Origin of the sequence: Paenibacillus sp. JGP012 (assembly GCF_014203995.1) — a bacterium.
Lineage (GTDB): Bacteria > Bacillota > Bacilli > Paenibacillales > Paenibacillaceae > Paenibacillus > Paenibacillus silvae.
Genome location: NZ_JACHKG010000035.1, coordinates 1 through 12,511, shown reverse-complemented (window position 1 = coordinate 12,511; position 12,511 = coordinate 1). Strand labels below are relative to the sequence as shown.

Sequence of the window (12,511 nt, the reverse complement as noted above, 5' to 3'; positions counted from 1 at the left end):
TTTCTTCTATTTCTACAATGAATACATGACAATCTTATGAAAAAATCGCGCGTAGCACAGAATTGTTGTTTTAACAATTAAAAAAGATCTTGTTTTTAAATTGTTCACAATCAATTGACATTATTTTAAATACTAAAACGTTATGCAAAGCACAATATGATTTGGATGATATAATAGGTACATATAATATGAAGTTTAAACAAGTATATATATAGGAAGTGAGTATTTGAAAACATTGAATAATGAGTCACAAACCAATATTAGCCTGGAGTACAACTCGATTCCGAAAATATTTTTCGATACGATCAAAATCGGAATTATCAAGTCCAACTTGATTGCCATGTTTGCAGGTTTAAGCTTAGCTTTATATGTATTTAATGCCTCTGTTCTTGCGAATATCGTTCCGATTGTACTATCATTCCTGGGATCCTCCTTCATTATTGGGGCAGCCGGGGTGTTCAACAACCTGTACGACCGGGACATTGATGCGATTATGGAGCGTACGAAAAAACGACCTACAGTAACCGGACGGGTAGATACCAAGTCAGGCTTGATTCTGGGGATTACCATCACGTTAATCGGGGCTGTCATGCTCTACATTGCTTCACCATCAGCCGCTGTGTTTGGTATTTTGGGATTGCTGCTGTATGTGTTCCCTTATACGATGTGGACGAAGCGTACAACAATCTACAATACCGAGGTTGGCAGTCTGTCTGGTGCAGTTCCACCACTAATCGGTTGGGCAGCTATTTCTCCAGAGCTCGGTCATTTTGAAATCTGGGCACTGGTTGTAACGATGTTATTATGGCAAATGCCTCACTTCTACGGTATCGCCATTCGCCGTTTCGATGAATACAAAGCTGCCGGCGTCCCTATGCTGCCTGTAGTGAAAGGCATTGGACGAACTTATGTACAATCTAACGTATATCTTGTATTGCTGCTGCTTTCCAGCTTCCTGTTCTGGCCAATGAGTCCGTTTATCGCTATTGTAGCTTTTCTGGTGACTCTCGCTTGGCTGATTCTGAGTGTGGCTACCTTTGACCCGAAAGACACGAAGAAGTGGTCCCAGCGCATGTTTATTTTCTCCATCAACCATATTACCATCATCTTCCTTGTAATCATTGCTTACTCTTTGATTGCTCAACTGATGAGATAAGAACAGTACAACGTTTCAAAAGAATAAAACAACCGTACAGATGCATCGCCTGCAATCAGGCGTTATCTGTACGGTTATTTTGTTTGTTTTATAGCTATCCTGCCTTCACTGGCATTTGTTCTCCCTGCCACAACAGCTGCATCTCTTCACTGCTCTCAAGCAGCTCCGCCAGCGTTCCTTCAGCTTCAATTCGTCCATCCTTCATGACGATAATATGATCTGCTTTGCTTAACGCTGCTTTACGATGAGATACTGCAATACAAGTGACGTCCTTCTCCTGAAACAATCCATCCCACACCTGCTGCTCCGTTTCGACATCAAGTGCACTGGACAGATCATCGAAGATAAATAAATCTGCCTCTGTCATTAACATTCGCGCAGTGGCTGACCGCTGAATCTGCCCCCCTGATAACATGACACCTCTTGGTCCCACCGGAGTCTCCAATCCCTGATCCAGCTGCTGAATGTCTTGATTCAGAACCGCGAGACGAATCGCCTTATTCAGCGTCTGCTCTGTATTCCCCTGCTTGCCCTGCACGATATTCTCCCGTAGTGAATCACTGAAAAGCCTTGGAACCTGAGGTGTATATGCGGCTCTTGGCGGCATTAGAAAAGTTGCCGGATCTACCTGCTCTCCATTCCAGACAATCTTGCCGTCTTGCTTGGGCAGTAGTCCGAGCAAGGTTCGAACAAGCGTTGATTTACCCGATCCGATCCGCCCGGTGATCACCAGGAACTGACCGCGTTTCAGCTTGAAATGAATGTCATGAATTCCATTTGCAGATTGTGCATACCGATAACTTAGATGACTCACTTCAAGCTCACGGAACTTCTCGTTCATGTTTCTGTGTTCACTCAGCAGCTCTGGCGGATCTTCATACAGATAGATTTCCCTATTCTCCATAATCTGATCCTCTTCTCCGGGGCGAAATAACGTACGCATACGATCATACGATACCTTTAGCCTTTTATGCTGGAATACCATGTACCCGAACAGTGAAATACTAAAGCCAATGTTGACGAGATAACTGGTGAACAATGCAAAATCACCCACCGTAAAGTGACCTGCCTTCATCTCGGACGCACACATCAGCAGAATTAGCCCGGTACAGATGCTTAACACATGCTGGTTGAGCGATTTCATCCACTGTTTGAACAGATTGTCTCGCAAGGCCGCTTGACGACGTTTTTCATTCAGTTCATTGAAACGTGCTGCAACATGGTCTTCGGCCTGACCCAGCTTGAGTGCCTGTACAGCCCCGAAGGTTTCCGCAATAAAACTGGTAATGCGCCCCGTAGCTTCCCGGTTCACTTGTGCATACTTTCTTGCACGGCTGCCTGACAGATTATTGAGCAGCGTTACGATCGCAAGCGGCAGTACGGCAACCAGCGTAATCTTCCAGTTGATATTTGCCATGATGATAATGGACACAACTGCAAAAACGAGCCGTCCCCAAAAATCCACCCAGGATTCAACATATTCGACCACTTCATCCACATCATCGCGGAAACGGCTCATCGCCTCTCCTGGCGATGCAGGTAAATTTCGCCCAGGCCAGCGCATGATGCCCGCCAGCATATTGGTTCGCAGAATGGCTTGAATGTGATACATGTAGGTTACCCAGGCATAAAACGCGACAAAAAACGTTCCCACCCGGGTAAATCGAAACAGTGCGATTACAATTAGAGGTACCGCAAGCCACATGTAGTCAGCCCGGCCTGTCGCTGTCCGGTCAAAGAACCACTGCATGCAAAGTCCCATGGCAAGCGGTAGCGAATGAAACACACACCACAGCAAACCATTCATCAAAAATAAATAAGGCTTATAACGAAATAAACGTCCTATAAACCCTGTTACATTCATGCCAGTTCCTCCTCTCGGCCCGTCACCAGAAGGCGTGCATAATGAGAGGCCGGATCATTGGCCAGCTCCTGTCTTGCCCCGAATTCCAACAGCTTGCCCTCACCCAGCACCATAATCTTATCCACCTTCTCCAGTGTGGCAAGCCGGTGCGCAATAATAATACCTGTGGATCGCTTCATTAATTCATCAATAGCAGATTGGAGCATACTCTCTGTGGCAGCGTCCAGCCGCGAGGACGGCTCATCCAGAATCACCAGACTAGGCTCTGTGAGAAACACACGGGTTAGAGCGAACAGCTGCGCTTCTCCAGCGGATAAAGAAGCTCCTCCTGCGTTAAGATGTGTATCCAGCCCATCAGGCTGTGCATCAATCCAGTGATGCAGCCCCAACCGTTCTGTCGTTTGTTGAATCATTGCATCGGACACATCTGAATTAAACAAGGTTAGATTGTCACGCAGCGTTCCATCAAACAGCTGTACATCCTGCGTTACCATCCCAACTCTACGATAGAGTGCCTGCATGGACAGTTTGGTAATGTCTGTTCCACCGATGCGAATCGTTCCCTGATCCAGATTGTACAGACGCAGCAATACGCGGCTAAGACTTGATTTACCACTTCCGGTACGGCCGATGATGCCCAGACGCTCTCCCGGCTTTACCTCAAACGTAATATTTTGAAGCACAGGTTTCTCTGCATTGTAATTGAAATGCACTTGATTGAATTCCAGCCCCAGTGGACCTTCAGGAAGCTGTTCTTCTGTCCCCTCCTGAATCTCGCTCCGCATCGACAGCAGCTCTCGGGAACGAAGCATACCTGACTTTGCCTTCTGGAATTCCTGTACCTGATCGCCAAGCAGCTCAATGGGGTCATTCAGCATCTGACTGTATTGATAGATCAGAAACAGGGTGCCCAGGCTGATCATGCCCTGCATGTAGTAGTGCACTCCCAGCAGCAGCACCACAGTAACCGATATAATAAACATGATGACCGTTGTATTCCATGGAACCACTCGCAGCATCCATGCTTTTCGTCCTTTAAGGAAGACCGTACGCATCGTGCGGTAGAAGCGATTCATCACATACGGCACATGTCCGTTGGCCTGTACATCCTCAATACCGGCAATGCGTTCCTCAATCAAGCTGAACAAGGAGGCACTGGCGGCACGCTCATTTTTGGAAGACTCCACTCCGAGATTTCGGATAATAACCATGAACAGAATGGATAACAGGGTAAATACCGTCATAACGATCGCTATTGGCACATTAATGGTGAACATAAAACCCAGAATGCCTGCAAGCAGCACAAAGCTTCCGATAACCTGCACAATAAACATCGAGAAGAAATTCGAGATACTGGTAACGTCACCATCTACACGCTCGATCATCTCGCCAGGTGTTTTTACATTATGAAAACGCATATCCAGTCTGAGACAGTGCTTCAGCAAATCTCCACGCATCCGGTTTGTAGCCCGCCAGGCAACATCATTACCCAAATAACTTACAGCAATGGTAATGAGCTGGTTTGTAACAGCAATCAACAGAAAGAGTCCAGCCAGCTTGATGAGATCACCCAGAATGCCTCCCCCTGCCGCAGTATCAATAAATCGCTGTATGATCTGTGGATTGAGCAGTTGAAGCCCTGTTGACGTAAGCAGCATAATCAGCAGCACGGCCAGCTTTCCTTTGACCGGCTTTAAATATTGCAGAAGCCACGCCATAGAACGTTTCTCAGTTTTGGGCATCGCCCTCACCCCTTAATTTGTTAAGTTCTAAACCTGTACTTTCGTTCGTGCTTTCCCTGCGTTTACTATGATGAATCATGCAGCAGTTTGCTATAATCCATCATGCCTTCTACGTTTACAAATTGTTTACTCTGAGTGACCATCGTACCTTCTCCCTTTCTTTTCATAAAATCAAGTCATGAACAACCGTATTTGCATATAAACGCTCCCTTGTTCCTGCTCCTTTCCATGTGAAGGGTTTGACGGAATGAAAAAAAGCCATAGATGAATGAAGTTCATCTACAGCTTGATATGAATGAAAAGCCAGCCAGAATAGGCATATTCCGACTTCTTCTCTGCATCTCAATATGAATGAGCGTCCAGACAGGATTGCAAAAAGCCGGACTGTCCAAACGTGGTCAACACGCTACCCGAATCATGTCACGATGCTTCTGCATATTCAGTTATCGCGATGCGTACCTGTCGTGGCTGACCAATCATTCGTTATCCCACCCGTTTCACATATTTGTTGTTTATTGTATTCGCTCATTCTTTATACGTCAACATAATTATTAACTGAAATGTTATTTACTTCATCCTCATACTCCGACTTGGACAGGCTCTGCCTGCTGTTTTTCTCTCATGACAAGGCGTTTGTGCGCTATAAGTAAAAAAGGAATGCCCAGTGCCTTAGTCAGCGCAATCGGGATAAATACCGATAGTCCGTTCGCCGCACCAAACTGGCTTAGCAGCAGTCCACCAATGACCGGAGCAGCCACATTTCCGATGTTGTTGAATCCGATCGTGCCAAAATAAGTGCCTTTGAATTCAGGCTTTGCAATCCGGTCAATCAGCATATCCATCATCGTGAACAGCAGCACTTCTCCAACAGTAAACAGAATAACACTCACCATCATCAGTGTGATCCCCTGGGCCATACCAAAGAGCAGCAGGCTCGCGGAAACGAGCAGATTACCCAGAATCAGCGGCACCAGCGGCGGTGCGTTGCGGAATGTGCGCACGAGCGGATACTGAACGACAAGCACTGTAACGGCATTGAGCGAAAGCATATACGAAAATATCAGGCTCCCATTTTCAAAAATGGGGCTTCTCGCCAAATACTGCGCAAGTGTGGAGCTAAAATGACCGTACCCCAGCACGCAAAAGGTAGTACCGATCAGTACGGGCAGAAATACCCGATCCCGCCCCGTTGTCATGAGCGCTTCGCGCAGGCGTGGTGCAGCAACCTCCTGATGTACAGGGAGATTGGCATGATGCAGCCTGAACTGCAGAAACAGGACTAAACCGTACATGATATACACCAGACCTGAGATCACAAAAGGAAACGTTGATTCCGATGAACCGAGCTGAAATCCGATGAGCGGTCCGAACACAACCCCCAAATTAATCGCAGCATATCTCAGATTAAAAACCAGCAGCTTGTTCTGCGGTGATGTAATATCAGATAAAAGTGCTCTTGACGTCGGTTCAAACACTGCTCGGCACAGTCCATTTAACGTATTGGCAACAAAAAATACCCACAGATGTTCTGCTGCCGAGAATATAAAAAATACAGCGGCCCAACTGAATACCGATACCAGCATCACGATTTTACGGCCGATCCGGTCAGATATATATCCCCCATAGAAGCTGACCAAAACTCCGGCGAGCGAGCTTACGGCCACAGTGACACCCGTTTGAGTCGGGGTTGCTTCAAGCACACGGGTTAAATAGATGGACAGAAACGGGATGCTCATCGACGTGACAAGCCGTCCAAACATCGTTCCAATAATAATCGTCCAGGCCAGGGGGTGAATTTGCTTTAAATATGACTTCATCTGCATTTCTCCTATCATGCTGCTTTTCTCTATTTCTTTATCTAACGACGTTAAAAAGGGATGTACTCTCTCCTCCTCATAGGTATAATTGTAAGAATAAAAGGGGGAAGTAAAAGTGTAAACATTCGTTGTCACTTTTCACCTTTATGAAGGAGCCGCGTTTATGGATACGATATATACTCACTTTCTGAGACTAGCTGACGCTGAGCAACTCGTACTGAAGCTGAATGAACCTGTCCGCGTTACGATTGAAATGCTTTCCGATGTCCTGTGTTGCACACCCCGAAATGTCAAGTTCATTCTGCGCAAGCTGGAAGAGCAGCAATTCATTCACTGGCATCCAGGGCGCGGACGAGGTCATCATTCCGAATTAACGCTGCTGCGAAGTTTGAACGAGGCCTTGGAGGTTCATTTCACCGAGCTTCTATGCAAAGGCAAGCTAAAGGAAGCTATTGAGCTGATCGGAAGTGTCAAAATCGATGAAGTCCTGCGGGAAAAACTAATGCTCACACTGCATCAGCAAATGGGCTTCCACAGTCGCTTGGAAACAGGGTCCGAACAGGATATTCTCCGCATGCTGAGATCACGCCAGCTCGGTGATCTGGACCCTGCTTCTGTCTATACAGCATTTGAGACATATTTATTAGGTCAAGTCTGTAGTACGCTGATTACGTATGATGCGGATACAAACACTTTTCTGCCTGCACTCGCACATACCTGGGAATGCAGCAGTGACCATCGGGAATGGGTGTTTTATTTGCGGAAAGGCGTTCGTTTCCATGACGGCCGTGTCATGACATCTCAAGATGTTCAGGCTTCCTTGAACCGCTTGTTTGAGTTAAATTGTTCTTCACTATGGCTGTATCGTGATATCGAGCGTGCAGAAACAGTTGGAGATTATGCTATCCGCTTTGTGCTGAAGCAAACCAATCGCTTTTTCCTGCATTTGTTCAGCTGTATTCGCATGACCGTGCTCCCGGCTGATTATGATTCCAACAAGACAATGGTGGGCACAGGACCATTTCAGATTACAGAGATGAGTGAAGAGGTCATTAAACTAACTGCGTTTGACGGCTACTATGGCATTCGTCCTCATCTGGATCAAGTTCACATCTGGTTTCTTCCTGAGCCCGCTTCTTATGACGGTTATTACGATCTGCCCGGTACCGATCATCTAAGTCTGTCTGGAAGCAGCCCGGAGCAGCCCCATTTGATTGACTATCCTGCTCTCGGATGCCAATACATGCTTTTTAATTTTCATGTGAAGGGCTGTCATCACCATCCTGCCTTTCGGCAAGCGATGCGCATCGTGTATGATTCGGTCACACTGGTGAACGACCTGGGTAAAAATCGAATTACACCTGCCAGCAGTTTCCTGCCCTGGCGAAGTGCGGCTGAGAACTGGAAAGCCAGAGCTCTGGATGAGGCAAGGGCATTACTTCAGCAAAGCGGTTATCAAGGTGAGCCTCTCCTGTTATCTCACAAAAAGAATAAGGACGCCGATGTGGCGGAGTGGCTCCAGAATCGTGCACGTCTGATCGGATTGAATATTGAGTTTGAACCCTTTGATGATTACCTAGATGTCGTGAAGGCTTCCCACGCCCCTTTAATTCTGAGAGAAGAAATACTTGAGGACGATTGGCAGTATGGAATGATCCATTTTTTTAAGAACAATGAAAATTGCTTACATCAATACCTGACTCCAGAGCTTCAATCCATTCTGGATGATGTACTGGCTCCCTTCCCTCAGGTTCCTCACGATAGGCGTACCGAGCTTCTGGAGCAGGCTGAAGCCTTGCTAAGAGAGAATGGCTGGCTGTTAACCGGATGTCATATGAATAAAAAGGCCGAGCTGCATCAGAGCATCTATGGCATGCAAACGTCCGAATTCGGTTTTCTGGATATCTCCAAGTTATGGATTAAAAATCCGTAACATTTATCCCCCAGATATTGAGTCCCCGGCACCCGGAGGACAGAGACTCTAGATGAAAGACATCAAAAACCCTCGCTCCGCTGTAACGGGCGAGGGTTTTGTTTATTTTTTATAATGTATTTCAATATGAGAATATTAACGTTCGCGGCCGACAAGATAATCCAGCAGATGTTTGAGAAAAGGAATCGGCTCCGGCATCCGGCGCAAGGCATCAAATGCCAAGCAGTAGTGTTCCCACATCGCCTTCTGTGCTCCCTGTTCCCCCAGAATCGAAACAAAGGTGGAGTTGTTGTTCCGTTCATCCTGGCCCGCCGGTTTGCCAAGTACTCGTTGATCCCCTGTATGATCCAGAAGGTCATCCCGGATCTGAAAGGCGATTCCAGCGTGGTACGCAAACGTCTTGAGCTCGGCGATCTCCTCGTCCTTCACTTGAGCCAGAATCGCGGGCATCACCAGAGCGGCCTCAAAGGCAATGCCTGTTTTGTAAAAACAGATTGCATTGAGTTCCTCCAGCGTGAGTATTTTCCCTCTTGAACCCAGATCCATGGCCTGCCCCATGCACATGTCCTCTGCTTTGACAGCAGAATATTGAATCAGCTTCAGTACATCTTGTGCATCAAATCGATGTAATGAGGACTGCTCCCGAATAGCTCGCTGGATCAGAAACAGACCCGTCAGCTCCGCAGTCGAGCTGTTATGAAGCTGATGAAGTGTCGAACGTCCTCTTCTAGTGGAAGCATTGTCCTGAGTGGGCAGATCATCAAAAATAAGCGAGGCAGTATGCATGAATTCCATGGACCGTAACAGGGGCATAATGGACGACTCTGGCAGTCCGTACTGCTCCACCCCCATCACCCAGGTCAGAATAGGGCGCAGACGTTTACCGTCACCTTGCAAACTATAATTCGCTGCATCTATTAGCGCAGTCTTCATATCGGGCTCCTCAGCCGATTTGCTGATCTGCAGCTCAACGTTGATTCGTTCACGAACCGTTTGGATGGTCTGCTGGAACGCTTCCTTCTGCTGCTTATCCCTGCTAAGCTGCTGAACCACTTCATCACGTAACAATTTGTCCAGAAAATCTACATCATCCGCTTTACGCACCATCTGCTGCACGATATGGTTGAGTTCCGGCTGTCCTGCTGCAAAAATCCCCATAACCTCATCATATTTTGCCTGTCCCAGCCGTACTCTACTTCGCTTCAGCCCGTTGATGGCACGATCCAGTATCACCTCGCGAGCCTTGGGATTGGACTGGTAGACATCATGAATCAAGTAGGAGATAACAGCCCAGTACAGTTCATACGGATTGATCAGATCAGGACGAAGATCACGGTATTTCAAATAATACGTGTACGGGGTCACCGCTCCAGCCTGCAGATCATCAAACATATCGGCAAAATCATCCGCAAGCTGATTATATATCCCGTAGTGGAAGGTGCGCAGATCAAAGCCTTCATCTTCCGAAGCACTAAGAACGGAACGTACGATGAGCCGGGACGAGGCAGATTTAATGATAATTGGAATGTATAACTCCTCGTTGGTATAGTGCGCATTGGTTATTTTTTTGCCGCGGTCAATCTCTTGGGAATGAAAGAAAACATAGGATTGTTCAAAAAAAGTCTGCTGCATCTCCGCACGCTGGTAGTTTCGAATATACTCGAACGCCTCTCGAAGCTCGGCATGGACATAATGAATCACTTCAAGCTGAGGTCCCTCCCATTCTTCCAGATCAGGCACAATTCCTGTAAGAAGCGCTTTCTGAATCATGGCGGAGTATTGTTTCTTTTGCTGTGCGTTCAGCGCCTGAGAATCGAGAAGATCATCGACAAAAGGATAGGTAAGCCCATAGGAGTATCCAAGTCGAATCGCTGCATCCAATCTCTCAATCCGTTCCTCTCTTGGCGTCTGCTCCGTCAACTCATCATACACGTGCAGGACAACACCAAGAATAATTTTGATCAGTTTTCGCTGTGCTTGTGCTGCATCCAGTTCCTCTGGAATGTTGGCTGCCACATGTTTTAATTTGTCCATCACCCAGATGACCGCTTCTTCAACATGTTCACGCTGCCCCCACCGGTATAGTGCCACAGGACTGATATAATCCGGCTGCTGGTGTTCACTTGCATTTCTCGTAAAATATTTTTGCGTGTCCTGGATCGTACGACGAATATTCTCTTGTGTTTTGGGCGAATCCAACGCCTGGCCCAAATCACGCATATAAATATAGGAGATGCTTCTATCAAGATAATCCTCCAGCTTGCCCGTCACATTTAACCAGTGCATGTATTTCTGAATATCTCTGGAATTCGGTTTTCGTTTGCCAGGCAGCCAGGCTAACCAATTAAATCGCCGGATATGCTTCTTCTGCCACTCCTTGAAATCTTCCGCAAGTGTATCCATATGTGTATTCTTCAGCAGTCGCTGTGAGAGTGTCGTAAAATAATGAGATGCTTTCTGCTCCGCGAGCCGATACGCTTCATCAGCACCAGCGTTAACATTCGCTTTTGCATTCGTACCAGCTTTATCGTCAGTCTCATCCATAAGTAAGTTGTTCATCGGTTGCATCCCTCAACTTCAGTTAAAGTTAAACATGGTCCGGTCATGTTCATATCCTATATACGGGATCACAGCCATTTGGTTACGCTAATTAAAGATGGAGAACCATACTTTAAATGCCGTTATAGCAATGAGCAGCAGCAAAGCATATCGAAGGAAACGCACATTGATCATAGAACTTGCTCTGGAACCAAGCGAAGCACCGATCAGACTTCCAAGCACCGTATAAATAATCGGCTCTACAGGAATGTCTCCAGCAGTAATTTTTCCAATAACACCGCCGGTCGCAGAGATGAACACAATAGCGAGTGATGATGCAATGGTCGTCCGAACCGGGATTTGTAAAACGGTAAGCATAATCGGAATAAGCACAAATGCGCCCCCAGCCCCGACAATCCCTGATACAATGCCAACGGCAAATGAGGTGCTCGCTGCGATGGTTTTATTAAATGACAAAACCTCGTTCGCATCCATGCTGCCCTTGCTGGGAATCAGCATCAGCACAATAGCAATCACAGCAAGAATGCCATAGACCAGGTGTATCATACGTTCGTCCAGCATACCTGAGATAAAAGCGCCAATCAGACTGCCCGCAAGGATACTGCTTCCCATAACCAGCACCAATTCAGAATGAATGACTGCCCCTCCCGCCGTACCTGCCTTGGCTTTCCTGCGAAATGCAAGTACACCAGCAAGTGAAGCAAAGAAAACCTGAAACATGCTGATCGCCGACACCTGATGAGCTGTGAAGGGTTGCAGCCCTGCCATCTCAGGCACGTACAGCAGCAGCGGGAAGTTGATAATCGCTCCCCCAATGCCGAGGAGCCCAGAGAAAAATGAACCGATCAGACCCAGTATAAACATGATGATAAACAGCAGAAGATCCATCGGTTAGACGCTTCCTTTCAGAGGATAGTATAGCGAAATGAATGGTGAAAACATTAGAATAAAACGCCAAAATTGAAGCAGAAAAAAAGTATACATCACTCATTATTTCGGGTATAATACTTAAAACCAAGTAAATTAATCAGAAATGAGTGATTAAGCATGTTCAACGTGTTGAAGACACTTTTCGTCAATACCTGTCCTCGCTGTAACGAAAAATTACAAGCACATCACGATGCGCTATGCTCCGTCAAAACGTGCACTCATTGTCACTACAAAGAAGAAAGCTACGGCTCGCTCGGAGTCCGTATAGTGTATGACAACACCACAAATGGATAAAACGAGACACATAATGATATTGTATCACGAACCGGGAAATTTCGGGATGATTCGACATTTTCAAAAAGGCTTGTGATATATGTCTTGTGATGTATGTATAGAAAAAAGGCACCGGATGCATACGAGGCCACTGAAAAAGTCCATTCCATGTTAAAGGTACAGCTCTCAAGAAAATTGTGGAGACTGTACCTTTTTCGCTTATAATTAAAGTATCAT

At 46.5% G+C, this 12,511-nt stretch carries 7 protein-coding genes; 2 read left to right on the top strand and 5 right to left on the bottom strand.

Annotated elements, in window-relative coordinates:
* Positions 1-226: 226 nt before the first annotated feature.
* Positions 227-1,156, top strand: a complete 930-nt coding sequence (gene cyoE / locus HNR77_RS26090; protein ID WP_260410914.1) for a heme o synthase — start codon at positions 227-229, stop codon at positions 1,154-1,156.
* Positions 1,157-1,250: 94 nt separating this feature from the next.
* Here cyoE and HNR77_RS26085 read toward each other — a convergent pair whose 3' ends face one another.
* The 3 genes from HNR77_RS26085 to HNR77_RS26075 all read right to left on the bottom strand — a co-directional run bounded on the left by HNR77_RS26085 (position 1,251) and on the right by HNR77_RS26075 (position 6,579).
* A complete protein-coding gene (locus tag HNR77_RS26085; protein WP_184190533.1) occupies positions 1,251-3,020 on the bottom strand; it encodes an ABC transporter ATP-binding protein in 1,770 nt (589 codons plus the stop codon).
* Complete coding sequence (locus tag HNR77_RS26080) at positions 3,017-4,762, bottom strand: ABC transporter ATP-binding protein (RefSeq protein WP_184190532.1); 1,746 nt, start codon at positions 4,760-4,762, stop codon at positions 3,017-3,019. The genes HNR77_RS26085 and HNR77_RS26080 overlap by 4 nt, the downstream gene beginning before the upstream one ends.
* Before the next feature lie 578 nt (positions 4,763-5,340).
* On the bottom strand, positions 5,341-6,579 hold the full coding sequence (locus tag HNR77_RS26075) for an MDR family MFS transporter (protein ID WP_184190530.1): 1,239 nt from the start codon (positions 6,577-6,579) through the stop codon (positions 5,341-5,343).
* A gap of 163 nt (positions 6,580-6,742) precedes the next feature.
* Here HNR77_RS26075 and HNR77_RS26070 point away from each other — a divergent pair, with 163 nt between their 5' ends.
* Complete coding sequence (locus HNR77_RS26070) at positions 6,743-8,512, top strand: ABC transporter substrate-binding protein (protein WP_184190528.1); 1,770 nt, start codon at positions 6,743-6,745, stop codon at positions 8,510-8,512.
* Positions 8,513-8,647: 135 nt separating this feature from the next.
* Here the strand turns inward: HNR77_RS26070 and HNR77_RS26065 are convergent, their stop codons facing one another.
* A complete protein-coding gene (locus HNR77_RS26065; protein ID WP_184190577.1) occupies positions 8,648-11,056 on the bottom strand; it encodes a polyprenyl synthetase family protein in 2,409 nt (802 codons plus the stop codon).
* Positions 11,057-11,158: 102 nt separating this feature from the next.
* Positions 11,159-11,959, bottom strand: coding sequence for a sulfite exporter TauE/SafE family protein (locus HNR77_RS26060; RefSeq protein WP_184190526.1), 801 nt, complete (start codon positions 11,957-11,959; stop codon positions 11,159-11,161).
* Between the last annotated feature and the right edge of the window lie 552 nt (positions 11,960-12,511).

Excerpts from the sequence above, each read along its gene's own strand:
- HNR77_RS26085 (WP_184190533.1), bottom strand. The coding sequence starts at position 3,020 with ATGAATGTAACAGGGTTTATAGGACGTTTATTTCGTTATAAGCCTTAT.
- HNR77_RS26080 (WP_184190532.1), bottom strand. The coding sequence starts at position 4,762 with ATGCCCAAAACTGAGAAACGTTCTATGGCGTGGCTTCTGCAATATTTA.
- HNR77_RS26075 (WP_184190530.1), bottom strand. The coding sequence starts at position 6,579 with ATGAAGTCATATTTAAAGCAAATTCACCCCCTGGCCTGGACGATTATT.
- HNR77_RS26070 (WP_184190528.1), top strand. The coding sequence starts at position 6,743 with ATGGATACGATATATACTCACTTTCTGAGACTAGCTGACGCTGAGCAA.
- HNR77_RS26065 (WP_184190577.1), bottom strand. The coding sequence starts at position 11,056 with ATGGATGAGACTGACGATAAAGCTGGTACGAATGCAAAAGCGAATGTT.
- HNR77_RS26060 (WP_184190526.1), bottom strand. The coding sequence starts at position 11,959 with ATGGATCTTCTGCTGTTTATCATCATGTTTATACTGGGTCTGATCGGT.